This window comes from Streptomyces sp. 135, assembly GCF_020026305.1.
Lineage (GTDB): Bacteria > Actinomycetota > Actinomycetes > Streptomycetales > Streptomycetaceae > Streptomyces.
Map to the genome: position 1 here is coordinate 7,057,709 of NZ_CP075691.1, position 25,559 is coordinate 7,083,267.

Here is a 25,559-nt window from a genome sequence, read left to right on the forward strand (position 1 = left end):
GCTGTCGAATGGGGCGGGGTGATCAAGTCCGCGGCTTTCGAGGGCGGGCGGGGCGGCGGCCACGGAGGGGACCGCGGGGGCCGCCGCCGCCCAACCCCCGTACTACGGCCGCAGGTTCCAGCTCGCCACCACCGGCCGCCCGTGCTCCGTGCTCAGCCGGCTCACCGTGCCCGTCGCCAGGAGGAACATCGAGCCGCCCGACGCGGGCAGGCCGAGACGGCGCGCCGTCAGGACGCGCAGGAAGTGGCTGTGGGCGAAGAGGACCACGCTGCCCTCGTTGTTGGCGAGCGCCGCGTCCACCTTGGCCAGCATGCGGTCGGCGCGCTCGCCCACCTGCTCCGGGCTCTCGCCGGGGTGCTCCGGCGGGCCGGGCGCGACGCCGTCGGTGAAGAGGTACCAGTCGGGCCGCGTGCGGTGGATCTCGACGGTCGTGACGCCCTCGTACGCGCCGTAGTCCCACTCGCGCAGATCCGGGTCGACGTACGCGTCCGGGAAACCGACGAGCTCCGCCGTCTCCCGGGAGCGCCGCAGCGGGCTCGTGAACGCCGCGCCGATCCGGAACCCGCCGACGAGCGGGGCGAGCGAACGGGCCTGCCGCCTGCCGTTGTCCGTGAGGGGGATGTCCGTCCAGCCGGTGTGCTGTCCCGAGAGGGACCACTCCGTCTCGCCGTGCCGGACGAGGAGCAGATCGCCCATGGTCGCGCCATTCCTGTTCTTCCGGTGGTGGCCGCACCGTGCGGTCCGGCCACCACCGAGACTGCCACGCCGCGCGGCTTACCCGCGTGGCGGGCCCGCCGGGACGGCTACAGGCCCTGCGGTACCCGCGCGGGACGGCCGGAGCCGCGGGTCAGGGCGTATCCGCCGACGCCCGCGAGGGCCGCGAGGATGCCGCCGGCCGCCGTCCAGATCCAGCGCGAGGACCACCAGCCGGAGGCCCAGCCGTCCTCCGGTTCCGTGGCGGCGGCGGGCCGCTGCCGGTCCGAGCCGGCGCCCGGCACCAGCGGCTCCGCGAGCGATCCGTCGACGGCCTGCGCGCCGCCCGCGTCGGTCGTGGTCACCTTCGTCTCGGCCCGCACCGGCAGGCCGAGGTCGTCGGCCTTCAGGCCGGTGACCGTGAGCCGCAGGTAGTAGGTGCCCGGCAGCGGGTCGTTCGCCCACTGCTCCGACCAGGCCCGCACCGTGCGCAGCGTGCAGGACAGGGAGACGGACCCGGCGTCCGGCGCCACCGTCCTCTTCGGCGTGCCGAGCCGGCAGGCCTGGCGGCGCCGCAGGCCGTCGTACACATCGACCTGCCAGGTGGAGGCCGCGTGCCGGGCGGCCGTGTCCGGGAGCTTCACCGTGGCGTGCACGGTGGCGCGCTGACCGGTGTCGACGGGGAACGCCCAGTACAGGTAGTCACCCGTGGACGCCTCCGCGGTGGCTTGCTGGTCGGGGCGGATCGGGGTGGCGGTACGGAAGGACGTGCCCGCCTCGGTGGGGGCCTCGCCCTTGTCGTCACCGCCACCGCCACTGTCGGCGGCGGCGGCTCCGGGGAAGGCCAGCAGGGCGGCCGTGGCCAGCAGGGCCGCGCGTGCCCACACACGTGTCGTACGCATCGGACGGCTCATCAGTTGGTCCTCCAGACCGCGAAGCGCCAGCGGGACAGCCAGCCCCAGACCAGACCGGCCACGAAGCCGACGAGCACGAGCAGGCCGAGCAGCCACCAGCCGTGGCCGAGGCCGAAGGAGGCGACGTCCGAGGCCTCGTCGGGGGAGTCGACCAGATCGACGGCCAGCTCGACGGGCAGGCCCGGCGTCTTCTTCACCGAGGCGGGTGCGGAGAAGGAGTTGCTGACCCGCAGGCAGACGCTCTCGGAGGCCCCGTACTTGTCCTTCTCGCTGCTCTCGTCGGCTTCCGGCCTCGGATAGCGCAGGCCGGTGGAGATGACGTCGGTACGGCCGTCACCGGACTCCTGGCCGCGCACGATCTCGCGTCCGCCCGGTGTCTCGGCGCGCAGCAGCACGCCGTAGTCCTGGTTGACGGCGCGGTCGGCCGACACGCTGACGGAGGCGCGCAGCTCCTTGCCCGCGGGCACCTCCACGCGGTACCAGCGGTGCTCGCCGAACTCCTCGCGGTCGGTGTAGAGCCCCGACTTCAGCAGGGGCGCGTCGGCGCACTCGGCGGCACCCTTCGCCTCGACCGGCGTGACCACCGGATCGGCGGCGCGGTCGATCAACTGCTTGACGCGGCCCGCGAGTTCATCGGTGTGCCGGATCGAGGTGTACGTGCCGCCGGTGGCCTCCGCGATGCAGCTCAGCTGGTCGCGGGTCTTGGCGTCCGGGACCAGGCCGAGCGTGTCGATGGTGAGGTGGATCCCCTTGGCGGAGATCTCCCGCGCCACGACGCAGGGGTCGAGCGGCTGGCAGGTGTCCTCGCCGTCGGATATCAGCACGATGCGGCGGCTGCGTTCGGCGGTGTCGTCCGTCAGGTCGTCGGCGGCCTTGAGCAGCGTCGGGCCGATCGGGGTCCAGCCGGTCGGCGCGAGGGTCGCCACGGCGGTCTTCGCGTCGGTACGGCCCGCCTTGTCGAGCCGCTCCACGGGGTAGAGCAGCTCGGTGTCCTTGCAGCCCGTCTTTCGGTCGTCGCCGCGGTAGTTGGCGCCGAGGGTACGGATGCCGAGGGCGACCTCGTCCGGGGTCGCGTCAAGCACTTCGTTGAACGCCTGCTTTGCGGCGGCCATGCGGGACTTGCCGTCGATGTCGCGGGCCCGCATGGACCCACTGACGTCGAGCACCAGCTCGACCTTGGGTGCGGGGCGCGCCGGTTCGTCGTCGTCATCGGCGGCGGCGGGGCCTGCCGTGACGACTCCGGCGGTCAGGGCGGCAAGCAGAGCGATGACCCAGGCCGCCGGCCGTTGTCTTGTGATCATCGCCGGATCCTATTGATCTTGCACGACATCCGACAAAACGACAGCGGATCCACGGCCTCGCCAGGGGCGCGAGCAACCACGACGGACTAGCGGACTCAGAGGGCCCGGCGGGGCCGCGGCCCGTTTTGGGGGCGCGGGGAACGGCGCGAGCAACCACGATGGGCCCGCACACTCTGACGGTCCGGCGGGGCCGCGGCCCGTTTTGGGGGCGCGGGGAACGGCGCGAGCAACCACGATGGGCCCGCACACTCTGACGGTCCGGCGGGGCCGCGGCCCGTTTTGGGGGCGCGGGGAACGGCGCGAGCAACCACGATGGGCCCGCACACTCTGACGGTCCGGCGGGGCCGCGGCCCGTTTTGGGGGCGCGGGGAACGGCGCGAGCAACCACGACGGACCCGCACACTCTGACGGTCCGGCCCCCCGCCAGGGAGCCGCGGGGAACTACGCGACCAGCCACGACGGACCCGCACACTCAGACGGCCCCGCACCCCCTCACCGCAGCGAAACCCCCCGCCCAGCAAAGAACGGCTCGAACTCATCGACGGACATGACCGCCGCACGCGTCCCCGCATCGACCCCGGACGGATTGTGGAAGTGCAGCCGCCCATCCGCCGCCCGGCCGGTGACCAGCACCAGGTGCCCACCCCGGCCCGGCGCAGCAAGCCACGGCCGGCGGATCTCGAAGTGCACGGAGGCGACGACCTGCCGCCCCTCGTCGAGGAGAGCGCCGATCTCCTCGACCGACAGGTGCCGGTGGACCGTGGCGTCGACACCGTGCGCCTCACGGGCGTACGCGGCGAAGGGAGCGTAGACCATCCCCCGGATGACCCCACCGGCCTCCGTGTAGGCGCCGTACTTCAGCGCACCGTCCCGCAGTTCGAACAGGGACGGCGCGGACGGCCCGAGGAACATCCGGAAGCACGTCACCCCGCACAGGTGCCCGCACCAGCGGGCGTAGTCGTCCAGGGTCGCCGCGCCCGACTCCCGCCACGCGGGGTCCGCGGCCCGGTCGTGGCCCTCGTACACGATGGGGCCGACCAGTTCGGGCGAGGCGAACTGGGTGAGGACGGGCACGGCACAGGTGGTGCAGGACGGCGGCACGGCGCTCCTGGGTGCTCGGTGTCACTGGCGGTAGCCGCTCAGGAAGCGGCCGATCCGGCTGATCGCCGCGTCGAGGTCATCGGCGTGGGGGAGGGTGAGGATACGGAAGTGGTCGGGACGCGGCCAGTTGAAGCCGGTGCCCTGGACCACCTGGATCTTCTCCTGGAGGAGGAGGTCCAGGACGAACTTCTCGTCGTCGTGGATCGGATGGACCTTCGGGTCCAGGCGCGGGAAGGCGTACAGAGCACCCTTCGGCTTGACGCAGGAGACGCCGGGGATCTCGTTCAGCTTCTCCCAGGCCCGGTCCCGCTGCTCGTGCAACCGTCCGCCGGGGGCCGTGAGCTCGCGGATGGACTGGCGGCCGCCGAGCGCGGCCTGGATGGCGTACTGCGCGGGCGCGTTGGGGCACAGCCGCATGGAGGCCAGCATCGTCAGGCCCTCCAGGTAATTCTTCGCGTGCTGCTGCGGTCCGGTGACGACCAGCCAGCCCGAGCGGAAACCCGCCACCCGGTACGTCTTCGACAGGCCGCAGAAGGTGAGGACGACGAGGTCCGGGGCGAGGGCGGCGACGCTGTGGTGGACGGCGTCGTCGTAGAGGATCTGGTCGTAGATCTCGTCGGCGAAGACCATCAGGCCGTGCCGCCGGGCGAGATCGAGGATGCCCTCCAGGATCTCCTTCGGATAGACCGCGCCCGTCGGGTTGTTGGGGTTGATGATCACGACGGCCTTCGTCCGGTCGGTGATCTTCGCGGCCATGTCGTCGAGGTCGGGATACCAGTCCGCGGTCTCGTCGCACACGTAGTGCACGGCCTTGCCCCCGGAGAGGGTCGTCACGGCCGTCCACAAGGGGAAGTCGGGCGCCGGGATGAGGACTTCGTCGCCGTCTTCGAGGAGCGCCTGCACGGCCATGGTGACCAGCTCGGACACGCCGTTGCCGAGGAAGACGTCGTCCACGGAGACCTCGTCGAGGCCGAGCGCCTGGTAGCGCTGCGCGACCGCGCGGCGGGCGGACAGGACGCCGCGCGAGTCCGTGTAGCCGTGCGCGCGCGGGAGCATCCGGATCATGTCCTGGACGATCTCCTCGGGCGCCTCGAAGCCGAAGAGCGCGGGGTTGCCGGTGTTGAGGCGCAGGACGCTGTGGCCCGCCTCCTCCAGGGCGTTGGCGTGCTCGATGACGGGGCCCCGGATCTCGTAACAGACCTCGCTGAGCTTGCTCGACTGCCGGAACTCCATGCGGTGCGCCTCCCGTGACGTGAGTTACTTGGTTTTACCAAGTCACACCTTGGAAAGTCCAACAACCTGTCTAGACTGCGTCCCATGTCACCTCGCCGAAGCTACGACCAGTACTGCGCGGCGGCCCGGGCCCTGGACGCCGTGGGCGACCGCTGGACCCTCTTGGTCGTCCGGGAGCTGTTGGTCGGCCCCCGCCGCTACACCGACCTGCACGCCGACCTGCCGGGCGTCAGCACCGACGTCCTCGCCTCGCGCCTGAAGGACATGGAGCAGCAGGGCCTGGCCACGCGGCGGCGCCTGCCCCCGCCGGCGGCGGCGTACGTCTACGAACTCACCCAGCGGGGACGGGAGTTGCTGCCCGTCCTGGAGGCCCTCGCCGGCTGGGGCGCGCACGGCCTGGCGGAGCGCAGGCCCACGGACGCGGTGCGCGCCCACTGGTTCGCGCTGCCGCTGCTGCGGCGCCTCGCGGGGACCGGGCTCGAAGGCGTGGTGGAGGTGCGGCTCGACGAGGGACGCTTCCATGTACGGCTCGCGGGCGGCGCCGAGAGCTACGGCGACGGGCCGGCGCCGGACGAGCCCGACGCCCGCGTCACGCTGGACGCCGGGACGTGCGTGGCGGTGAGCCGCGGCGAACTGTCCCTCGGGCAGGGCGTGCGGGAGGGCCGGGTCGAGGTCTCCGGGGACTCCGTCCTCGCCAAGGCGCTGCGCGCGTCGTGACGCCCGCGGCCCGGACCGTCAGGGCAGGGGCCCGCCCCGGGTGCCGGACGTCCACCGCAAGGGGCGGCCGGACAACGGCAGGCGCCCGGTGCGCACGTGACCGCGTAGCCACGCGCAACGACGGCGCCCCCGAACGCGAGAAGCGGACGGGGCGCCACCCCCGGGGGTGCGGCACTCCTCGCCCGCGATCACTCCCGGTTACTATGTTCACTTCACACCGGAGGCCGCCGGCTCCTCCACCTCTCCGCAGCAGACCGTTGAACGCAAGGCCTAAGAGATGGGTGGCCTGAGGAAATGTTGAGAGTGGTCACCGCGACCCGCTACCTCGAGCCCCTGCACACCGGCGGCTCCGTCCCCGGCGTCGTGGAGGCCGACGATCTCGGTACGTACGTCGTGAAGTTCACCGGGTCCGCCCAGGGCCGCAAGGCGCTGGTCGCCGAGATCGTCGTCGGTGAGCTCGCGCGCCACCTCGGCCTGCGCTTCCCCGAGCTGGTCCTCGTCCACTTCGACCCGGCGGTCGCGTCCGACGAGCCGCACCAGGAGGTTCAGGACCTGCTGCGCGCCAGCGCCGGCCTCAACCTCGGCATGGACCTGCTGCCGGGCGCGGAGGACTTCACGCCGGACGCCATCGACGTGGACCCGCTGGAGGCCGGCAAGGTCGTCTGGCTCGACGCCCTCACGGCCAACGTCGACCGCACGGTGCACAGTTCGAACCTCATGATCTGGCCCACCTTCGGCATCCGCCCCCCGAAGCTGTGGCTCATCGACCACGGCGCCGCCCTCGTCTTCCACCACCGCTGGGGCGCGTCGGCGCCCGACAAGGCGTACGACTTCCGCCACCACGCCCTCGGCGGCTACGGCCCCGACATGGCCGCCGCCGACGCCGAACTGGCCCCGCTCGTCACGGAGTCCGCGCTGCGCGAGATCACCGCGCTCGTCCCCGACGCGTGGCTGGCCGACGAGCCCGGCTTCACCTCGCCCGACGAGGTGCGCGAGGCCTACGTCGGTCACCTCCTGGCCCGCGCCCGCTCCTCCGCGGCCTGGCTGCCCACCGGCTTCCCCACCCGCGGCGAACTGGCCGCGGCCGATGCCCGCCGCGCCGCCGCCACCGAGGCGGGCCGTCCGGCCTGGCTGAAGCGGGTCCCGGACCTGCACGGCAAGCCCGCGGCGGAGCGGGACTGGACGCGTCACGTGGGCTGACGCGTGACGAGGCCCCCGGCGCTGTGCGGTGCCGGGGGCCTCGTCATGGTCGTACGACCGGGTGGGTTCAGCGCAGCTGCTCGTACGCAGGCAGCGTCAGGAAGTCCGCGTAGTCCTCGTCCAGGGAGACCTGGAGCAGGAGGTCGTGGGCCTGCTGCCACTTGCCCGCGGCGAACGCCTCGTCGCCGATCTCGGCGCGGATGGCGTCCAGTTCCCGGGCCGCCACCTTGCGGGCGAGGTCCGCGGTCGCGGTCTCACCGTTCTCGAAGACGACACCGGCGTTGATCCACTGCCAGATCTGCGAGCGCGAGATCTCGGCGGTGGCCGCGTCCTCCATGAGGTTGAAGATGGCGACGGCGCCGAGGCCGCGCAGCCAGGCCTCGATGTAACGGATGCCGACCTGGACGGCGTTGACCAGGCCCTCGTACGTGGGCTTCGCGTCGAGCGAGTCGATGGCGATCAGGTCGGCCGCCGAGACGTGCACGTCCTCGCGCAGGCGGTCCTTCTGGTTCGGCTTGTCGCCGAGCACCGCGTCGAAGGACTTCATGGCGATCGGGACCAGGTCCGGGTGCGCCACCCAGGAGCCGTCGAAGCCGTCGGCGGCCTCGCGGTCCTTGTCGTTCTTGACCTTCTCGAACGCGACCTTGTTGACCTCCGCGTCCTTGCGGGACGGGATGAACGCCGCCATGCCGCCGATCGCGTGCGCGCCGCGCTTGTGGCAGGTGCGCACGAGGAGTTCGGTGTACGCGCGCATGAAGGGGGCGGTCATCGTCACGAGGTTGCGGTCCGGCAGGACGAACTTCTCGCCGCCGTCACGGAAGTTCTTGACGATGGAGAAGAGGTAGTCCCAGCGGCCCGCGTTCAGGCCCGACGCGTGGTCGCGCAGCTCGTAGAGGATCTCCTCCATCTGGTACGCGGCGGTGATCGTCTCGATCAGGACGGTCGCGCGGACCGTGCCCTGCGGGATGCCGACGTAGTCCTGGGCGAAGACGAAGATGTCGTTCCACAGGCGCGCCTCGAGGTACGACTCCGTCTTCGGGAGGTAGAAGTACGGGCCCTTGCCGAGTTCGATGAGGCGCTTGGCGTTGTGGAAGAAGTACAGGCCGAAGTCGACGAGCGCGCCGGGGACCGGGCGGCCCTCCACCTGGAGGTGGCGCTCGTCCAGGTGCCAGCCGCGCGGGCGCATGACGACCGTGGCCAGCTCGCCGGCGTCCTTGAGGGCGTACGACTTGCCGGTGCGCTCGTCGGTGAAGTCGATGCGGCGCTCGTAGGCGTCCGTGAGGTTGAGCTGCCCGAGGACCACGTTCTCCCAGGTGGGCGCGGAGGCGTCCTCGAAGTCGGCGAGCCAGACCTTGGCGCCCGAGTTCAGGGCGTTGATGGTCATCTTGCGGTCCGTCGGGCCCGTGATCTCCACCCGGCGGTCGTTCAGCGCGGCCGGGGCCTCGGCGACCTTCCAGGAGTCGTCCGCGCGGATCGCGGCGGTCTCCGGCAGGAAGTCGAGGGTGGAGGTGGTGGCGATCTCGGCACGGCGCTCGGCGCGCCGGGCGAGGAGCTCGTCACGCCGGGGCGTGAACAGCCGGTGCAGCTCGGCCACAAAGGCGAGGGCCGCGTCGGTGAGCACCTCTTCCTGCCGGGGCAGGGGCTCTGCGTCGACGATGGCCAGCGGCGACGGCGCTAGTGCGGACATGAGCTGTCACTTCCTTCAGAGAGCGGCGCGGACGGGGCCGGGCGAGCTGCCGGGCAGACGCGATGGCACTGAGTGCCACAGGAGCCGAGGTACGGCTGCGGGCCCCGTCCGGGGTTACGGGCCTTCTGGTCAGTGGATACTAGTTTCCTCATGGTGGAAGTTCAATCGTTTGTTGATGTCGAGATTCTTTTCGTCGACAGAACGTGTCGCTGAGTGCCACCCCGGTCACTCCAAGTGGATCAGGTCCTCGGCCGTGTCGATGTCGTACGCATCGGCCACCTCCCGGCACTCGATCAGCGTGAGCGCGTCGGCGTGCGCCCGCAGATAGTCGCGTGCCCCCCGGTCGCCGACCGCAGTCGCCTCGATGCCCGCCCAGTGGTCGCGGCCGAACAGCACCGGATGGCCGCGCAGCCCCTCGTACGCGGCCGCCGCGAGCGTCGACGGCGACCGGTAGGCGTCCCGCACCCGCGCCGTCGCCACCGCGCCGATCCCCGGCTGGTCGACGAGCGAGACCAGCGCCGCGTCGGCCCCCGTGTCCCGGAGTGAGGCGAGACCCGCCCGGAGGGACGAACCCATGCCCTGCTCCCACTCCGGGTTGTCGACCAGTACGCAGCCGGGCAGCGAGGCACGCGCGCGTACGGCGTCGGCGGCGGCGCCCAGGACCACGTGCACCCGCGCGCAGCCCGCCGCGCGGAGCACCTCCACCGCGTGCTCCACCAGAGGGCGGCCCCGGTGCTCCAGGAGCGCCTTCGGGCGTCCGCCGAGGCGCCGCCCGCCACCGGCCGCCAGCAGCAGTCCGGCGATCTCGCCCGTCGCCGTGCCCTCGGGGCGCCCGTTCATCGGTTCTGTCGTCATGCCTCCTGGATACACCCGATCGGGGCACCCCGTTCCGGCCGCGACGACGGCCGGAAAGTGGCGCTTCCCATGTCAAGGGCGGTTTACTGACCCGCGGCCCCCGGCGTCTGACCAGCGCCACCAGGGGCCACTGGAAGACGCACGAGAACAGCGCACGAAGACGTGCGAGGGGGAGAGCTGTGTTGCCAAGCACGGAACAGAGGCAAGTGACGGGCAGCGACGAGGACCCACGGGTGGCGCGACTGCGCACCGCCGTGGCCCGACTGCGCCGTGAACTCGCCGCGCACCCGGCCGAATTCACGGACCGGGGCATCGCCGAGGACGAACTGGCGGCACTCGCCGCGATGGCCGAAGGCGGCACCCCGGAGATCCCCCGCCTACGACGTTCCCTGCTGCTGGTCGCGGGCGCGATCGGCTCGGTCAGCGCCCTGACCTCCGGCCTGGCGGGTGTGCGCAGTGCGGTGGAGATGTTCGGGGAGGGAGGCGGGCGCTGACGGCGCGGCCCCTGGCGCTACGCCACCCAGTGCCGGCGGCCCACGTCGTCGCCCGCGGTGCGCAGGTCGCCCGCCGATGCCGCCGCGAGGCGGGTCACCGCCTGCTCCAGCAGGTCGGGCGGCAAGGTGTACGGGATGCGGAGCCGGTGCTCATGCGTTCCCGGATCCGCCCCGAAGCGCGAACCGCCCTCGATCCGTACGCCGTGCGCGAGCGCCGCGCGGGCCAGCGAGGACGCCACGGGCCGCCCCAGGTCCACCCAGAGCGACAGGCCGCCCGGCGGCAGCCGCCAGTGCCACTCCGGCAGATGGCGGGCCAACGACGCCGCCAGGGCGTCCCGCTGCGCCCGCAGTCTCGGCAGCCGCTCGCGCAGCACGTCGTCCACGCCCCGCAGCAGATGGAGCGCCATCAGCTGCTCGATGACGGGCGTCGCCATGTCGACCGGCACCCGCGCCATCGCCAGCTCGGTGATCAGCTTCGAGCCCGCCCGCACCCAGCCGATCCGCAGCCCGCCCCAGTGCGACTTGCTCAACGACCCGACGGTGACGACCTGTTCACCCGCGCCGAACGGTGCCAGCGACGCGAACGGCGCGGGCGGCGGGACGTCCAGCGCGATGTCGGAGATCGTCTCGTCGATCACCAGCCAGGTGCCCGTGGACCGCGCCGTCTCCAGGATGCGCACCCGCTGCTCGCGCGGCATGAGCCGGCCCGTCGGATTCTGGAAGTCCGGTACCAGATACGCGATGCGGGGCGCCGCCTGCCGCAGCGAGGACTCGACGAGCCCACTGTCCCAGCCGTCGTCCGTGACCGGCACGGGCACCGCGCGCAGGCCCGCGCCGCGGATCGCGTCCAGGGCGTTCGGGTACGAGGGGTTCTCCACCAGCACCCGGTCGCCCTGCCTGCCGAGCAGCGTCAGGGTCAAGGACAGCGCGTGCTGCGCGCCCGTGGTGATCAGGATCTGGTCGGGGAGCGTGGGCAGGCCGCGCCGCGTGAACCGCTCGGCGACCGCAGCCCGCAACTCCGGGATGCCGTACGGGTGGTAACCCGGCGTCGGTGCGTGCCGGACCAGCATCGCGCCCGCCGCGCCGAGCGCCGCGCTCAACTCCGCCTCCGGGGCGCCGGGCGCCGCCGCCGCGAGGTCGAGCATGTCGTCACCCGCCGGGAACGCCGCCACATTGGACGGCCGCTGCCCCTCCGGCAGCTCGGTCCAGGTGCCCGCGCCGCGACGGCTGCGCGCGTAGCCGCCCTCGCGCAGGACGTCGTACGCCGCCGTGACCGTGGCCCGGCTCACCGAGAGGGCGGTGGCCAGCTCGCGCTCGGCGGGCAGCCGGGTGTGCAGCGGAACACGGCCGTCCAGCAGGAGAGTGCGTACGCCATGGGCGAGCGCGCGGTAGCCGGGGCGCTCGCCGGTGATGCCGGTCAGCAGATCGGAGAGCCGGCGGCTGCCCAGCCTCCTGGACGTGCTGTCCATGCTGTGGACCACTCGTGCCTCTGCCATGCCAACTCCCGCTGATTGGCCCTGCTCCCCAGGCCAATCAGCGTACAGAATCCGTTCCCGTCGGCTTCAGTCAGCTTGTTTGGCCTGGGAGGGGTATCGATGGGGTGGACAGAGAGCGGAAGCGGAACGGGACGTGTGGTGGTCGGGGTGAGCGGCTCACCCGCGAGCCTCGCGGCGCTGCGCGTCGCCGCCGAGGAGGCCCGGCGTGCTCGTCGCGTGCTCGTCGCGGTGACCGCCTGGGAGCCACCGGAGGGCGAAACGCTGTATCTGCGCCACCCCGACCGGGAGTGGGCCCGCCACTGGTGGGCCGTGGCGCGCACCCGCCTCGACCGCGCCTTCGACGAGGTCTTCGGCGGCGCGCCGCCCGGCGTCAGGACCGAGCGCCGGGTGATCAGGGCCCGCCCGGACCGCGCCCTGAGCGAACTCGCCGCGCGCCCCGACGACCTCCTGGTCCTCGGCACCCGCCCCGGCAGGAACCGCCCGAGCCGCACCCACCGCCGCGTGCGCTCCCGCACCACCTGCCCGATCCTCACGGTCCCCGCCCCGGCCGTGCCGAGGCGCGTGCGCAGGGCGTTGCGCAAGATGACGGCGGAGGATTTCGCGCTGGCGGGTGAGTGAGCGACAGAGGCTTCGGCGGCGTGTGGGGGGCGCTGTGAGGGTGGGTCAGGTCAGGGGCCGTTGCGGATCAGGCCGCGCGCGGTGGCCGCGGCGACCGCCGCCGTACGGGAGTCCACGCCGAGCTTGGCGTAGATGTGCACCAGGTGGGACTTCACCGTGGCCTGGCTCAGGAACAGCTCCTTGCTGATCCGCTGGTTCGACAGACCGTCCTTCACCAGGCGCAGCACCTCCAGCTCACGGCGGCTCAGCGCCTGCGCGGGCGCCCGCATCCGGTCCATCAGACGGTGCGCGATCGCGGGCGCGAGGGCCGACCGCCCCGACGCCGCCGTGCGGACCGCCGCGGCCAGTTCCTCGGGCGGCGCGTCCTTCAGGAGGTAGCCCGCCGCGCCCGCCTCCACCGCCGCGAGGATGTCCGCGTCCGTGTCGTACGTGGTGAGGACCAGGACCCGCGGCGCCCCTTCCCGCGCGGTGATCGCGGCCGTCGCCTCGGCGCCGTGCATGCCCGCGCCGAACTGCAGGTCCATCAGGACCACGTCGACGCGGTGCGCCCCCACCGCCGCGGCCCGTTCCACCGCCGCTTCCGCCGTCGCCGCCTCCGCGACGATCTCGAAGTCCGGTTCCGCGTCGAGGACCGCGCGCAGACCCGCCCGTACGACGGGGTGGTCGTCGGCGAGCAGCAGCCGCACCGTCGCTCCCGGCTCGCGCGTCACGCGGCGGCCTCCTCGGACCGCGCGGGCAGCGGCAGAGGCAGCGAGATCGCCACCGCCGTGCCCTGGCCAGGGGTGGACTCGACCGTGAACGTGCCGCCCAGCGACTCGGCGCGCGCCCGCATCGCGGGGAGCCCGAAGCCGGGGCTGCCGGTGCGCCCGGCCGTGCCGCCGGCCGCCGGGTCGAAGCCGCGGCCGTCGTCCACCACGTCCAGCGTGACCGAGGCGTCCATGAACGTCAGCGTGATCTCGGCGCGGGCGGCCTCCGCGTGCCGCACCGTGTTCGCCAGGGCTGACTGCGCGACGCGGAGCAGCGCCACCTCGTACGGCGTGGGCAGCTCCGTCGGCGTACCACTGAGGGAGAACCGGACGCGCGGGCCCGTGCTCGACGCGCTCAGCCGCTCCAGGGCTCCGGCGAGCGATCCGCGCTCCAGGCCGGGCGGCGAGAGCGCGCGCACGAACCGGCGTGCCTCGGCCAGGTTGTCCTGCGCGGCGGCCCGCGCACGCTCGATGTGCGGGGCCGCGGCGGAGCCGTCCGGCAGCGCGCGCTGCGCGGCCCGCAGCAGCAACTGGATCGACGACAGGCCCTGCGCGAGCGTGTCGTGGATCTCCCGGGCGAGCCGTTCGCGCTCCGCCAGCGTGCCCGCCGTCCGCTCGGCGGCGGCCAGTTCGGCGCGGGTGGCCATCAACTCGTCGATCAGCTCGCGGCGGCGTTCGCTCTCCCGGTACAGCGCCTCGTACCCGAGGACCGTGACGACGGCCACCGCCGCGCCGAGCAGCGGCCCGATGAAGCTGCCCGGTGTCACCCGGGAGCTGTGCACCAGGAAGCTGCCGATGGCGGCCGCCGCCGTGCTGAGCACCGCGGGCAGCGCCCAGCGGACCGGCAGCAGGTGCAGTTGCAGGAAGTAGAGCGGGAACGCGGCCCACAGCCCGTCCGGGGAGAGCGCCAGCAGCACCAGCCAGGCCGCGGCAAGCGCCGCCAGCCACCAGGCCGCCACGCGGCGCGATGCGGCCACGGCCGGGCTGAGCGTGCCCGCCGTGTACACGGCCGCCATGAGCAGCGCCGCGGCGACGACTCCCGCGGGGTGCGTCGTGTGCGGCGCGTGCGTCGCGTGTGCCGTGGCGGCGCCCGTCAGCGCCTTGACCGCGGGCAGCGCCAGCAGGCCCGCGAGGAGGGCGTGCAGGCAGAGGCGGAGGGTGCGGGCGACGGGGACGGGGGCGGTGGCGGTGGGGAGCACGTTCGTGCGTGTTCGGGGCATGTGGTTTCGGCCGGGGCGGTGAGGTGTGAGGGGTGTGGGTGTGGGTGTGGGGTGCGGGTTGTGGGTTGTGGGTTGTGGGTTCTCCACCGTACGGGTGTCGGGTATCGGGGCCGTCAACCTAAAGGTTGAAAAGGCGCTCCTCACTTCGATTCGGGTGAACCGTGCTGTGGCGCGATGCCCGGCCCGGGGCCGGGCACGCAGGGTGGGGGCATGTTCGTCGCATGGAGAGACCTGCGGTTCGCCAAGGGGCGGTTCGCCCTGATGGGGGCCGTCGTCGTGCTCATCACCCTGCTCGTCGGTCTGCTCTCCGGGCTGACCGAGGGGCTGGCAAGGGAGAACACCTCGGCCATCACCGGGCTGCCCGCCGACCACCTGGCGTTCGCCGCGCCGCCCGAGGGCCGGTCCGTCTCCTTCACCAACTCACTGGTGCCCCGGCGCGCCTGGGAGGAGTGGGCGGGGCGGTCCGGCGTGACCTCCGCGCAGCCCATCGGTATCAGCACCCTCAACGCCACCGCGGGTGAGCGGGCGGGCGCGGTCTCCGCCTTCGGCGTCGAGCCGGACTCCGGGATCGCGCCGGACGGTGTCGCTCCGGGGCGGGCGGTGCTCTCCGAGAAGGCCGCCGATGAGCTGGGAGCCGGTGTCGGTGACCGTGTCCGGCTCGGGGGTGGGGGCGGGGGCGAGGCCGGCGGTGGGAGTGGGGGTGGGGGTGTGCAGGTGCGGGTCGTGCGGGTCGCTTCCGACGCCTCGTTCAGCCATACGCCCGTCGTGTGGATCTCCCTCGACGACTGGCAGCGGCTCGGGCACCGCGGGACCTCCGGGGACGAGCAGGCGACGGTGATCGCGCTGCGGACCGGGGGCGGAGCCGATCTGGCCGCCGGGGACGAGGCCGCCGGGACCGAAACGAAGTCGCTCGACGGCGCGCTCACCGCCATCGGCTCCTACCAGGCCGAGAACGGCTCCCTTCAGTTGATGCGGGGCTTCTTGTTCGTGATCTCCGCGCTGGTCATAGGGGCGTTCTTCACCGTGTGGACGATCCAGCGGGGCGCCGACATCGCCGTCCTGAAGGCGCTCGGCGCCTCCACGGCCTATCTGCTGCGGGACGCGCTCGGGCAGGCCGTCGCGATGCTCGTCGCCGGTACGGCGGTGGGGACCGGGATCGCGGTGGTGGTGGGCGGGGCCGTCAGCGGTGGTGACGTCCCGTTCGTCCTGGAGCCGTCGACCGTGCTGTGGCCCGCCGTGGTGATGATCGCGCTGGGTGCGGTCGGGGCCGGTCTGTCCGTGCGGCGGATCACCGCCGTCGATCCGTTGGTCGCGCTGGGGAGTGCTCGATGAGTAGTGGTCGGTCGCTGTCGTCGTCCTTGCTGCTGGAGGACGTCACGCTCACGTATCCCGACGGCGCGGGGCGGCTGACCGCGTTGGACGGGGTGGGGCTCGATGTGCCGGGCGGGACCCTGACCGCGGTGGTGGGGCCGTCCGGGTCCGGCAAGTCCAGCCTGCTCGCCGTCGCGGCGACGCTGGTCACGCCGGATCGGGGGCGGGTGGTGGTGGACGGGGTGGAGACGGCGGCGCTGAGCCGGGCCGAGAAGGCGGAGCTGCGGCGGCGGCGCCTCGGCATCGTCTTCCAGCAGCCGAATCTGCTGGCCTCGCTGACGGCGTCGGAGCAGTTGGAGTTGATGGCGCACGTGGACGGGGGGCGGCGTCGGCGAGGTGCGGCGGGCCGGGTCCGGGAGCGGGCGCGGGAGCTGCTGGCCGCGGTGGGGCTCGCGGGGGAGGCGGATCGGCGCCCACATCAGCTGTCCGGCGGGCAGCGGCAGCGGGTGGGGATTGCGCGGGCGTTGATGAACGGGCCGGCGGTGTTGCTGGTCGATGAGCCGACCAGTGCGTTGGATCATGAACGGGGGGCTGCGGTGCTGGAGTTGCTGGCGGGGTTGACGCGGGAGCGGGGGACGGCGACCGTGCTGGTCACGCATGACCGGGCGGGGCTGGCGGTGGCGGATCGGGTGGTGGGGATGGTGGATGGGCGGTTGGGGGCGGGGGCGGGGGCGGCTTAGGCCGTCGTCGGGTCGCCTGGGGCGCGTCTTGGGGGCGGGGCCGCGGGGGTATGTCCGTGCTCGCCATCTTGGCGCGGGGGTCCGGCTGCTTCGCCTCCCTCATGACCACCACTGTGCTCCGCGCGCACATACCCCCACGTCCCCTCGGGCCGACTGGCGACTGTGGGCCGGCGTCGGCTCGTGTCCTCGCTCGGGCCGACTGGCGACTGCGGGCCGGCGTCGGCTCGTGTCCTCGCTCGGGTGCGCGGGCGCCTGTGGCCGTCGGCGGCTCATGTGCCCCACGGCCCCCGCCCTACGTCCCCTCGGCGCGCTCGCGGCTGCGGGGACGTCGGCGGCCCTTGTTTCCCTCGGGCCCACGTTCGACTGCGGGCGGCGCCCCATCCCTCCCTGTCCCTACTTCGACATCTCGACGCCGAGTATCGGGCGGGCGGGTGGGAGACATCCGGCGCGGAGCGGCGGGGCAGGGGATACCGCCGGGTACGGGGCGGTCAGGGCGAGACGCCGGAGCCCGCGCTGGCCAGGGCCGAGGAGAGCTCCACCGCCACCTGCTGCAGCACCGGCACGATCTTCTCCGTCGCCGCCTCCGTCACCCGCCCCGCCGGACCGGAGATCGAGATCGCCGCCGCCGTGGGCGAATCGGGCACCGGCACGGCAAGGCACCGTACGCCGATCTCCTGCTCGTTGTCGTCGACGGCGTACCCCGCACGGCGGACCTCCTCGAGCGCGTCGAGGAACCCTTCCGGCGTCGTGATCGTCTTCTCCGTGGCGGCCGGCATCCCGGTACGGGCGAGCAGCGCCCGCACCTCCTCCGGCGGCGTGTGCGCGAGCAGCGCCTTGCCGACACCCGTGGAGTGCGGCAGGACCCGCCGGCCGACCTCGGTGAACATCCGCATGGAGTGCTTGGACGGCACCTGCGCCACGTACACGATCTCGTCACCGTCGAGCAGCGCCATGTTGGCCGTCTCCCCGGTCTCCTCGACGAGCCGCGCGAGATAGGGCCGCGCCCACGTACCGAGCAGCCGCGAGGCCGATTCGCCGAGGCGGATCAGGCGCGGGCCGAGCGAGTAGCGGCGGTTGGCCTGCTGGCGTACGTACCCGCAGGCGACGAGCGTGCGCATCAGGCGGTGGATCGTGGGGAGGGGAAGGCCGCTGCTGGCGGAGAGCTCGCTCAGGCCGACCTCGCCACCCGCGTCCGCCATCCGTTCGAGCAGATCGAAGGCGCGCTCCAGTGACTGAACGCCACCGCTCGCGGCGGGAGGCTTCGAGGCGGCGACTTCAGCAAGGGCGTCGTTGGCGCTTGACGTCGGCACGGCGCGTTCCTTTCGGTGCTGGCGGGCAAGGGAGCAGCCTACCGGGCGGTTCTTGCCAAGGGGTCTCGCGCGTGGGGGCGTCGTAGCCGGTCAGGGGGGCTTTGTCCGTGTCTTCGCGGGCTTGTCCGGTGGCTCACCGCGCCACGCTTGTGGATAGCTACGTTCTGGTTGGTGGAATTGTAATTCCACTCTGTGGAAACGTCCAGTAGGGGACCTGGGGGCCGCCGGGTGCCGAAGTCAACCCTTGACGCCGTGAGGGCAAGCGTGAAAACTCCTTCAACAGAACGTTGAATTCCGTTAAGCGGAAGCAAAAGGTCTGTGTAGCGGAACAGAAGAGAGGGGACACGGGTGTCCGAGAAGGACGTGGACGTGGACACGGGCGTTGCCGCGGGTGTGGAGCTGGTGCTGCGCTCCACCCGCGTCGTCACCCCGGAGGGGACGCGCGCCGCCTCGGTCGCCGTCTCCGGCGGGAAGATCGCGGCCGTCGGCGCGTACGACGCCGAGGTGCCGGACGGCGCACGCCTGGAGGACTTCGGCGACGACGTCCTGCTGCCCGGCCTCGTCGACACCCACGTCCACGTGAACGACCCGGGCCGCGCGGAGTGGGAGGGCTTCTGGACCGCCACCCGCGCCGCCGCCGCCGGTGGCATCACCACCCTCGTCGACATGCCGCTCAACTCCCTGCCCCCGACGACGACGGTGGACAACCTGCGCACCAAGCAGGACGTCGCCCGCAGCAAGGCGCACATCGATGTGGGGTTCTGGGGCGGTGCCCTGCCCGACAACGTCGCCGATCTGAAGCCCTTGCACGACGTCGGTGTCTTCGGATTCAAGTGCTTCCTCTCGCCCTCCGGCGTCGAGGAGTTCCCCGAGCTGAACCAGGGCCAGCTCGCCACCTCGATGGCCGAGATCGCCGGCTTCGGCGGGCTCCTGATCGTGCACGCCGAGGACCCCCACGAGCTGGACGCCGCCCCGCACACGAGCGGCCCCAAGTACGCGGACTACCTCCAGACCCGGCCCCGCGTCTCGGAGGACACCGCGATCGAGGGGCTCATCGCCGTCGCCAAGCGCATCGGCGCCCGCGTGCACGTCCTGCACCTGTCCTCCTCGAACGCCATTCCGCTGATCGCCGCCGCCAAGCGCGAAGGCGTACGGCTGACGGTGGAGACCTGCCCGCACTACCTGACCCTGACCGCCGAGGAAGTCCCGGACGGCGCCAGCGAGTTCAAGTGCTGCCCGCCCATCCGCGAGGCCGGCAACCAGGACCTGCTGTGGGACGCGCTGGCCGACGGCACCATCGACTGCATCGTCACGGACCACTCCCCGTCCACCGTGGAGCTGAAGACCGACGACTTCGCCACCGCCTGGGGCGGCATCTCCGGGCTCCAGCTGAGCCTGCCCGCCGTATGGACCGAGGCGCGCAAGCGCGGGCACACCCTTGAGGACGTGGTGCGCTGGATGTCCACGCGCACCGCACAACTGGTCGGACTCGACCAGAAGGGCGCCATCGAGGCCGGCCGCGACGCCGACTTCGCGGTCCTCGCGCCCGACGAGACCTTCACCGTGGACCCCGCGGAGCTGCACCACAGGAACCGGGTCACGGCGTACGCGGGCAAGACCCTCAGCGGCGTCGTGAAGTCCACCTGGCTGCGCGGCGAACGCATCCTGCACGGCGGCGAGTTCACCGAACCCGCGGGCCGACTTCTGGAAAGGAACAACTGACACAGTGACGGCGATTCCGCACTTCACCGGCGACGCGAGCCCCTACGGCGGCGGCGAGCCCTACGCCGACTACCGCACGGCCGACTTCCCCTTCACCCAGTACGCCAACCTCGCCGACCGGCAGCTCGGCGCCGGGGTGATCGCCGCCAACGACGAGTTCTTCGCGATGCGCGAGAACCTGCTGCTCCCGCACCCCGCCGTCTTCGACCCCGAGCACTTCGGGCACAAGGGCAAGGTCATGGACGGCTGGGAGACCCGCCGCCGGCGCGGTGTCTCCGCAGAGCACCCGTGGCCCACCGAGGCCGACCACGACTGGGCCCTCGTGCGGCTCGGCGCCCCCGGCGTCATCCGCGGCATAGTCGTCGACACCGCCCACTTCCGCGGCAACTACCCGCAGGCCGTGTCCGTGGAGGGCACCAGCGTCGAGGGCTCCCCGACGCCCGAGGAGCTGAGCGGCGACGACGTGAAGTGGACGACCCTCGTCCCGCGCACGCCCGTCGGCGGACACGCGGCCAACGGCTTCGCCGTCGACGTCGAGCAGCGCTTCACGCACCTGCGCGTCAACCAGCACCCGGACGGCGGCATCGCCCGCCTCCGTGTGTACGGAGAGGTCGCCGCCGACCCGAAGTGGCTCGCCGCGCTCGGCACCTTCGACGTCGTCGCCCTGGAGAACGGCGGCCAGGTCGAGGACGCCTCCGACCGCTTCTACTCCCCGGCCACCAACACCATCCAGCCGGGCCGCTCCCGCAAGATGGACGACGGCTGGGAGACCCGCCGCCGCCGCGACACCGGCAACGACTGGATCCGCTACCGGCTCGTCCAGCAGTCCGAGATCCGCGCCGTCGAGATCGACACCGCCTACCTCAAGGGCAACTCCGCCGGCTGGGCCTCGCTCTCGGTGCGCGACGGCGAGAACGGCGAGTGGGTCGAGGCGCTGCCCCGCACCCGGCTCCAGCCCGACACCAACCACCGCTTCGTCCTGGACACCCCGGTCGTCGGCACGCACGTACGCGTCGACATCTTCCCGGACGGCGGCATCTCCCGGCTGCGCCTGTTCGGTTCGCTGACCGAGGACGGCGCCGCCAAGCTGGCGGCCCGCCACCAGGAGCTGGGCGGCTGATCCGCCCCCGCTGAACGTGGGGCGCACCGGGTGGACAGCCCCGGTGCGCCCCGCACCCATCTCCTGGACTTTCCGTCGGTACTTCCGCCCTTGTACATTCCTGCGTGCGCAAAGCTGCTGGTGAAGTACGTATACGGGGGACGGCGCATGGGGGGCCATCGGCCGAGGGATTGGCATGTCCTGGACTTGGACAAGGATCCGACGCCGGGTGATCCGCATCGGGTGCGCAAGCTCGCCAAGGATCTGCATGACTTCTCCGATGACGTCGGCAAGGTGCTGCGGGACATCAAGGGGATGGCGGGCGAGGACGCGATCCTGCGGTGGGCGGGCAAGACCGCGGACGCCTTCACGGAGCAGTTCGAGGACGCGCCGGCCAAGCTGAAGAAGCTCAAGAAGTCCTACGGGATGGCGGGCGACGCCCTGTCCGCGTACTGGCCGGAACTGGAGCGCGCCCAGACCCTCGCCGACAAGGCTCTGGTGAAGGGCCGTGAGGCCCAGGCCGACCTCGCCTCCGCCAAGTCCCGCCTCACCTCAGCCGACTCGTGGGTGGACAAGGCGGGCAAGGAGGCCGACAAGTACAAGGACGACGGCGGCGGCTCCAAGAACAAGGACATCCCCAAGCCGGACGAGTCCAAGGTGCGGGCCGCCACCCGCAACGCCGCCTCCGCCGAGAAGGCCCAGAAGTCCGCCCAGGGTGACGTGGACGCCGCCAAGAGCGCACTCGAGGCGGCGAAGAAGATGGCCGAGGACGCCCGCAAGATGCGGGAAGAGGCCGCCGGGACGGCGAAGCGGAAGATCGAGGAGGCCTCGGACGCGGGGATCCCGAACCGCAAGTGGTGGGAGGAGATCGGCGACTGGGTCTCCGACAACTGGGACACCATCGTCGAGGTCTGCAAGGTCGTCGTCGCCGTCGTCGGCATCATCGCGATGATCGTGGGCGGTCCGATCCTGGCCGCCATCGTCATCGTCGCCGGAGCCATCGTCCTGGCCGACACCCTCAACAAATACCGGAAAGGCCAAGCAGGCCTGATGGACGTCGCCTTCGCGGCCCTCGACTGCGTTCCCGGTGCCAAGGGGCTGACCACCGCCGCCAAACTGGCCAAGGGGATGAAGGGCCTCAAGGGCATGAGCAAGGGCCTGAAGAACGGCCTGCGGCGCGGCGGGGACGACCTGGCCACCAGCAAGCCCGCCAAGGGCCGCTGCAAGAACGGCGACCCCGTCGACATGGTCTCCGGCGAAATGATCATGGAGAAGACGGACGTGGAACTGCCGGGCCTGCTGCCGCTGGTCCTGCGCCGCACCCATCTCTCGACCTACGAGTACGGCCGCTGCTTCGGCCCCTCCTGGGCCTCCACGCTCGACGAACGCCTCGAACTCGATCACGAGGGCGCCCTGTTCGCCACCGAGGACGGCATGATCCTCATCTACCCGGTGCCCGCACCCGGTGCCTCCGTCCTGCCGGTGGCGGGTCCGCGCCGGCCCCTCGACTGGGACGGCGCGCCCGGGGCGCCCATCCGCATCACCGACCCCGACACCGGCCACACCCGCCACTTCGCGCCGACCGGTCGCGCCGCGGCCGCCGACGAGGCGTTCACCTTGCCGCTCGCGGCGGTCACCGACCGCAACGGCCACCGCATCGACATCGACCGCGCCGCCGACGGCACCCCGGTCGCCGTACGCCACTCGGGCGGCTACCACATCGACATCGACACCGAGGGCGGCCGGGTGACCGGGCTGAAACTGCGCGACCCCGAGGCCGGCCCCGCCGGCACGAGCCTGCTGACCTACCGCTACGACGCCGACGGCAACCTGAGCGAGGTCCGCGACTCCTCCGGGCTGCCGTACCGGCTCACCTACGACGAGCGCGGCCGCGTCACCTCCTGGACCGACCGCAACGACCACTGGTACCGCTTCACCTACGACGAGGAGGACCGCTGCGTCCGCGGCGAGGGCGCCGGAGGCTGCCTCGACTGCACCATCGGCTACGACCCCGACCTCCGTACCACCCGCTACACCGACTCGCTCGGCCACACCACCCGCTACGAGTACAACGAGCGGCTGCAACTCGTCTCGGTGACCGACCCGTTGGGAAACACCACGCGCACCTCGTGGAACAGCCGGGACCAACTCCTTTCGCGGACCGACCCGCTCGGCCACACCACCCGGTACAGCTACGACGACGCGGGCAACATGGTCAGGGTCGAGCAGCCCGACGGCAACGTCACCACCGCCGTCTTCAACGAACTGAACCAGCCGGTGGTCATCACCGACCAGGACGGCCTGGTCTGGTCCCACGCCTACGACGGCCGCGGCAACCGGCTGAAGACGGTCGACCCGGCGGGCGCCGAGACCCACTTCGGCTACGACGGAGCGGGACGCCCCGTCTCCGTGACCGACCCGCTCGGCAGGGTCCAGCACGCCGTGTGCGACCCGGCCGGACTGACACTGGAGATCACCGACCCGCTCGGACAGCGGACCCGGGTCAGCCGGGACGCCTTCGGACGCATCGTCGCCGTCACCGATCCGTCGGGCGCGGTCACCCGCCTCACCTGGACGGTCGAGGGCCTGCTCGCGCGGCGCGAATCGGCGAACGGCGCGGTCGAGAGCTGGGAGTACGACGGCGAGGGCAACGTCCTGCGGCACGTCGACCCCGCCGGGCACACCACGTGTCACACGTACACGCACTTCGCCCTGCCGACGAGCCGACGGGACCCGGACGGCACGGTCCACACCTTCACGTACGACACCGAGCTCCAGCTGACCGCCGTGGTCAACCCGCAGCGGCTGCACTGGAGTTACACGTTCGACGCCGCGGGACGGCTGGTCGCCGAGACCGATTTCAACGGGCGGGGCCTCACCTACACCCACGATGCCGCGGGCCGGCTCACCTCCCGTACCAACGGGGCGGGCGAGACCGTCCGCTACGAGCGGGATGTCTTCGGCCAGGTTTCGCTGGCGCGCTCCGCCGACGACACCACCTCGTACACCTACGACGCCTACGGCCGTCTCGTCCGCGCCGCCAACAGGGACGCGGAGGTCGAGCTCGCCTACGACGCGCAGGGCCAGGTCGTGCGGGAGAGCATCAACGGACGGGTGACCTCGTTCGTCTACGACGCCGCAGGCCGCCGGACGACCCGCAGTACCCCGTCCGGAACGGTGTCCAGTTGGCAGTACGACGCGGCCGACCGGCCGCTGTCACTGGTCATGGCCGGTACGCGCATGGAGTTCCGGCACGATGCCGCCGGTCACGAGATACGCAGGAGCTTCGGCGACGGCGTCGCCCTCGCTCAGGGCTGGGACGCCGTCGGCCAGCTGGCCGACCAGACGATCAGCGCACGTACCGATGCCGGCGGCCGTGTCCTGTGCCACCGCTCGTACGCCTACCGGCCCGACGGGCACCTCACGGAGATCCGCGGGCCGGCCGCGCACAGTCGGCGCTTCAGCCTCGACGCCGCCGGGCGGGTCACAGGTGCCGACGGTGCCGGCCGGACCGAGCGCTACGCCTATGACAGCGCGGGCAACCTCAGCCAGGCCCACGTGACCGGCTCGTCCGGCCATCCCGAAGGGTGGACGGCGACCGGCACCCTCGTGCACCGGACGGGGAACGGCCACCACGAGTACGACGCCCAGGGGCGTCTCGTCCGTCGCAGCCGCCGCCTGCTGAACGGGCAGCGGCGGGTGTGGACGTACTCCTGGGACGCCGAGGACCGGCTCACCCGGGTGACCACACCGGACGGCGAGACCTGGCACTACCGGTACGACCCCCTGGGCCGCCGTATCGCCAAACAGCTGCAGGCCGCCGACGGCACGCTCGCGCGGCAGACCACCTTCACCTGGGACGGCAGTCTGCTCGTGGAACAGGTCACGGACGGCGTGGTGACGACGTGGGACTACGAGCCGGAATCCCACCGCCCCCTGGCCCAGACCGAGCGCGCTCAGGCCGACTACGACGTGCGTTTCCACGCCATCGTCACCGACCTGGTGGGAACTCCCACCGAACTCGTCTCCACCGGCGGTGACATCGCGTGGCAGACGCACACCACCGTATGGGGCGCGGCCGTTCCGCACCCGGAAGCCGGCGCGTACGCCGCCACTGCCGACTGCCCCCTGCGCTTTCCCGGCCAGTATCACGACCCGGAATCCGGACTGCACTACAACTACGCACGCCACTACGACCCCGAGACGGCCCGGTACGCCTCCGCCGACCCCCTCGGCCTGGAGCCGGCTCCCAACCACCACGCCTATGTGCCGAACCCGCTGACCTGGCAGGACCCTCTCGGCCTCGCCCGCCGGGGCCCCAAGGACCCGATCAACCTCAGCGAGGGCTACCGGGGCCGGATGGACACCTTCGACATCGGGCATGCCACGGACTTCGAAATGCATGTCTACGACAAGAACGGCCGGGAGGTCGGCCTGTACGGAAGCAACGGCTGGTTCGACAAACACCGCCTGGATTCCGATGTACAGGTCCCGCGCAGCGTGGAAAACCGCCTCAAGGGCGAGGCAGTAAAGTTCATGCGCAGAACCGGTCGCATCGGCCCTCGCGGAACCGAGGACATCTCCGGCGACAAATGGAAGCGGCCCCGCCTGAAAGGATCGTGCGGATGAAGTACGTGAAGGTCGACTGGGACCCGGAGCTCCACGGGTTCCGGACCGACGCGCGTGCCTATGTGGCCGCCCTTCCCGAATTCCGGGACGCGCTTCCCGAGGGGGCCCGCGCCTTCGCGTCAGAGGCCGGGCACTACGACTACACGAGCGAGCGGTGCGTCAAGGACCTGGAGCTCGCCGACATCGCCCTGCCCACGACGACCATGGGCAGGGCAGGCACCGCGTCGGTCACCTATCGCCCCAACCGGTGGAAGCACTCCGCCGGACTGCGGATCGAGTACACCGGCGTCACGCACTTCTCCGTCGACTACGAAGCGTCCATCGACTGGATGGAGGCCATCACGGTGCTGCTCGACGAGACCCTCCCGCACGAGGACGGCGTCGTGCACCGTACCGAACTGACGGACGCCATGATCACGGTCCGCTGCGCCGACCTGAGGGCGACGTGGGTGGCGGTCCCGTGAGTGCGTGAC

21 protein-coding genes are annotated in these 25,559 nt (G+C 72.1%); 10 read left to right on the top strand and 11 right to left on the bottom strand.

The features are described from left to right. Positions 1-102: 102 nt before the first annotated feature. From KKZ08_RS31705 to KKZ08_RS31725, 5 genes are all read right to left on the bottom strand, one after another. Positions 103-696 (bottom strand): histidine phosphatase family protein, encoded by a 594-nt coding sequence (locus KKZ08_RS31705; protein WP_223777690.1) that lies wholly within the window; start codon positions 694-696, stop codon positions 103-105. Between the two features lie 107 nt (positions 697-803). Continuing rightward, entirely contained in the window at positions 804-1,595 is a 792-nt protein-coding gene (locus KKZ08_RS31710) for a hypothetical protein (RefSeq protein ID WP_223777691.1), read from the bottom strand. An 11-nt stretch (positions 1,596-1,606) separates the two neighbouring features. Then, a complete protein-coding gene (locus KKZ08_RS31715) occupies positions 1,607-2,908 on the bottom strand; it encodes a VWA domain-containing protein (RefSeq protein WP_223777692.1) in 1,302 nt (433 codons plus the stop codon). Between the two features lie 492 nt (positions 2,909-3,400). After that, a complete protein-coding gene (locus tag KKZ08_RS31720; protein WP_223777693.1) occupies positions 3,401-3,982 on the bottom strand; it encodes a peptidase in 582 nt (193 codons plus the stop codon). A gap of 48 nt (positions 3,983-4,030) precedes the next feature. After that, on the bottom strand, positions 4,031-5,242 hold the full coding sequence (locus KKZ08_RS31725; protein WP_223777694.1) for a pyridoxal phosphate-dependent aminotransferase: 1,212 nt from the start codon (positions 5,240-5,242) through the stop codon (positions 4,031-4,033). A gap of 84 nt (positions 5,243-5,326) precedes the next feature. Between KKZ08_RS31725 and KKZ08_RS31730 the strand changes: the two genes are divergently transcribed. Then, positions 5,327-5,959: a winged helix-turn-helix transcriptional regulator gene (locus KKZ08_RS31730; protein WP_223777695.1), complete on the top strand. Its 633-nt coding sequence runs from the start codon at positions 5,327-5,329 to the stop codon at positions 5,957-5,959. A 294-nt stretch (positions 5,960-6,253) separates the two neighbouring features. After that, positions 6,254-7,159: a HipA family kinase gene (locus KKZ08_RS31735; RefSeq protein WP_223777696.1), complete on the top strand. Its 906-nt coding sequence runs from the start codon at positions 6,254-6,256 to the stop codon at positions 7,157-7,159. A 67-nt stretch (positions 7,160-7,226) separates the two neighbouring features. Here the strand turns inward: KKZ08_RS31735 and aceB are convergent, their stop codons facing one another. Beyond that, positions 7,227-8,846 (bottom strand): malate synthase A, encoded by a 1,620-nt coding sequence (aceB, locus tag KKZ08_RS31740; RefSeq protein WP_223777697.1) that lies wholly within the window; start codon positions 8,844-8,846, stop codon positions 7,227-7,229. A 225-nt stretch (positions 8,847-9,071) separates the two neighbouring features. After that, positions 9,072-9,701 (bottom strand): nucleotidyltransferase family protein, encoded by a 630-nt coding sequence (locus tag KKZ08_RS31745; RefSeq protein WP_223777698.1) that lies wholly within the window; start codon positions 9,699-9,701, stop codon positions 9,072-9,074. A gap of 206 nt (positions 9,702-9,907) precedes the next feature. On the opposite strand from KKZ08_RS31745, the gene KKZ08_RS31750 reads away from it, so the two are divergent. After that, positions 9,908-10,195, top strand: a complete 288-nt coding sequence (locus KKZ08_RS31750; protein WP_223777699.1) for a DUF5955 family protein — start codon at positions 9,908-9,910, stop codon at positions 10,193-10,195. A gap of 17 nt (positions 10,196-10,212) precedes the next feature. Here the strand turns inward: KKZ08_RS31750 and KKZ08_RS31755 are convergent, their stop codons facing one another. Continuing rightward, on the bottom strand, positions 10,213-11,691 hold the full coding sequence (locus tag KKZ08_RS31755; RefSeq protein ID WP_223777700.1) for a PLP-dependent aminotransferase family protein: 1,479 nt from the start codon (positions 11,689-11,691) through the stop codon (positions 10,213-10,215). 99 nt (positions 11,692-11,790) lie between these two features. Here KKZ08_RS31755 and KKZ08_RS31760 point away from each other — a divergent pair, with 99 nt between their 5' ends. Continuing rightward, on the top strand, positions 11,791-12,309 hold the full coding sequence (locus KKZ08_RS31760; protein ID WP_223777701.1) for a universal stress protein: 519 nt from the start codon (positions 11,791-11,793) through the stop codon (positions 12,307-12,309). Positions 12,310-12,359: 50 nt separating this feature from the next. Here KKZ08_RS31760 and KKZ08_RS31765 read toward each other — a convergent pair whose 3' ends face one another. Together KKZ08_RS31765 and KKZ08_RS31770 are read right to left on the bottom strand one after the other, a co-directional pair. Then, positions 12,360-13,019 (bottom strand): response regulator transcription factor, encoded by a 660-nt coding sequence (locus tag KKZ08_RS31765; RefSeq protein ID WP_223777702.1) that lies wholly within the window; start codon positions 13,017-13,019, stop codon positions 12,360-12,362. After that, the gene (locus KKZ08_RS31770; RefSeq protein WP_223777703.1) at positions 13,016-14,275 is read right to left on the bottom strand and encodes a sensor histidine kinase; all 1,260 of its coding nucleotides are present in this window, start codon (positions 14,273-14,275) and stop codon (positions 13,016-13,018) included. Before KKZ08_RS31770 ends, KKZ08_RS31765 begins: the two co-directional genes overlap by 4 nt. Before the next feature lie 210 nt (positions 14,276-14,485). On the opposite strand from KKZ08_RS31770, the gene KKZ08_RS31775 reads away from it, so the two are divergent. Together KKZ08_RS31775 and KKZ08_RS31780 are read left to right on the top strand one after the other, a co-directional pair. Then, positions 14,486-15,607 carry an ABC transporter permease gene (locus KKZ08_RS31775; RefSeq protein ID WP_223777704.1) on the top strand — a complete coding sequence of 374 codons (1,122 nt, stop codon included), beginning with the start codon at positions 14,486-14,488 and terminating at the stop codon, positions 15,605-15,607. Continuing rightward, positions 15,604-16,326 (top strand): ABC transporter ATP-binding protein, encoded by a 723-nt coding sequence (locus KKZ08_RS31780; protein WP_223777705.1) that lies wholly within the window; start codon positions 15,604-15,606, stop codon positions 16,324-16,326. The genes KKZ08_RS31775 and KKZ08_RS31780 overlap by 4 nt, the downstream gene beginning before the upstream one ends. Positions 16,327-16,814: 488 nt before the next feature. Here KKZ08_RS31780 and KKZ08_RS31785 read toward each other — a convergent pair whose 3' ends face one another. Beyond that, a complete protein-coding gene (locus tag KKZ08_RS31785; protein WP_223777706.1) occupies positions 16,815-17,636 on the bottom strand; it encodes an IclR family transcriptional regulator in 822 nt (273 codons plus the stop codon). A 348-nt stretch (positions 17,637-17,984) separates the two neighbouring features. Here KKZ08_RS31785 and allB point away from each other — a divergent pair, with 348 nt between their 5' ends. From allB to KKZ08_RS31805, 4 genes are all read left to right on the top strand, one after another. Further along, positions 17,985-19,358: an allantoinase AllB gene (gene allB / locus KKZ08_RS31790; RefSeq protein ID WP_223777707.1), complete on the top strand. Its 1,374-nt coding sequence runs from the start codon at positions 17,985-17,987 to the stop codon at positions 19,356-19,358. Between the two features lie 4 nt (positions 19,359-19,362). Continuing rightward, positions 19,363-20,478 (top strand): allantoicase, encoded by a 1,116-nt coding sequence (gene alc / locus KKZ08_RS31795; RefSeq protein WP_223777708.1) that lies wholly within the window; start codon positions 19,363-19,365, stop codon positions 20,476-20,478. A 186-nt stretch (positions 20,479-20,664) separates the two neighbouring features. Next, positions 20,665-25,086, top strand: a complete 4,422-nt coding sequence (locus KKZ08_RS31800; protein ID WP_223777709.1) for a DUF6531 domain-containing protein — start codon at positions 20,665-20,667, stop codon at positions 25,084-25,086. Beyond that, positions 25,083-25,550, top strand: a complete 468-nt coding sequence (locus tag KKZ08_RS31805) for a hypothetical protein (RefSeq protein WP_223777710.1) — start codon at positions 25,083-25,085, stop codon at positions 25,548-25,550. The genes KKZ08_RS31800 and KKZ08_RS31805 overlap by 4 nt, the downstream gene beginning before the upstream one ends. Positions 25,551-25,559: the final 9 nt, after the last annotated feature.

Excerpts from the sequence above, each read along its gene's own strand:
- KKZ08_RS31755 (WP_223777700.1), bottom strand. The coding sequence starts at position 11,691 with ATGGCAGAGGCACGAGTGGTCCACAGCATGGACAGCACGTCCAGGAGG.
- KKZ08_RS31705 (WP_223777690.1), bottom strand. The coding sequence starts at position 696 with ATGGGCGATCTGCTCCTCGTCCGGCACGGCGAGACGGAGTGGTCCCTC.
- KKZ08_RS31775 (WP_223777704.1), top strand. The coding sequence starts at position 14,486 with ATGTTCGTCGCATGGAGAGACCTGCGGTTCGCCAAGGGGCGGTTCGCC.
- KKZ08_RS31715 (WP_223777692.1), bottom strand. The coding sequence starts at position 2,908 with ATGATCACAAGACAACGGCCGGCGGCCTGGGTCATCGCTCTGCTTGCC.
- KKZ08_RS31760 (WP_223777701.1), top strand. The coding sequence starts at position 11,791 with ATGGGGTGGACAGAGAGCGGAAGCGGAACGGGACGTGTGGTGGTCGGG.
- KKZ08_RS31780 (WP_223777705.1), top strand. The coding sequence starts at position 15,604 with ATGAGTAGTGGTCGGTCGCTGTCGTCGTCCTTGCTGCTGGAGGACGTC.
- KKZ08_RS31805 (WP_223777710.1), top strand. The coding sequence starts at position 25,083 with ATGAAGTACGTGAAGGTCGACTGGGACCCGGAGCTCCACGGGTTCCGG.
- aceB (WP_223777697.1), bottom strand. The coding sequence starts at position 8,846 with ATGTCCGCACTAGCGCCGTCGCCGCTGGCCATCGTCGACGCAGAGCCC.
- KKZ08_RS31710 (WP_223777691.1), bottom strand. The coding sequence starts at position 1,595 with ATGCGTACGACACGTGTGTGGGCACGCGCGGCCCTGCTGGCCACGGCC.
- KKZ08_RS31735 (WP_223777696.1), top strand. The coding sequence starts at position 6,254 with ATGTTGAGAGTGGTCACCGCGACCCGCTACCTCGAGCCCCTGCACACC.
- KKZ08_RS31730 (WP_223777695.1), top strand. The coding sequence starts at position 5,327 with ATGTCACCTCGCCGAAGCTACGACCAGTACTGCGCGGCGGCCCGGGCC.
- KKZ08_RS31770 (WP_223777703.1), bottom strand. The coding sequence starts at position 14,275 with ATGCCCCGAACACGCACGAACGTGCTCCCCACCGCCACCGCCCCCGTC.
- KKZ08_RS31745 (WP_223777698.1), bottom strand. The coding sequence starts at position 9,701 with ATGACGACAGAACCGATGAACGGGCGCCCCGAGGGCACGGCGACGGGC.
- KKZ08_RS31725 (WP_223777694.1), bottom strand. The coding sequence starts at position 5,242 with ATGGAGTTCCGGCAGTCGAGCAAGCTCAGCGAGGTCTGTTACGAGATC.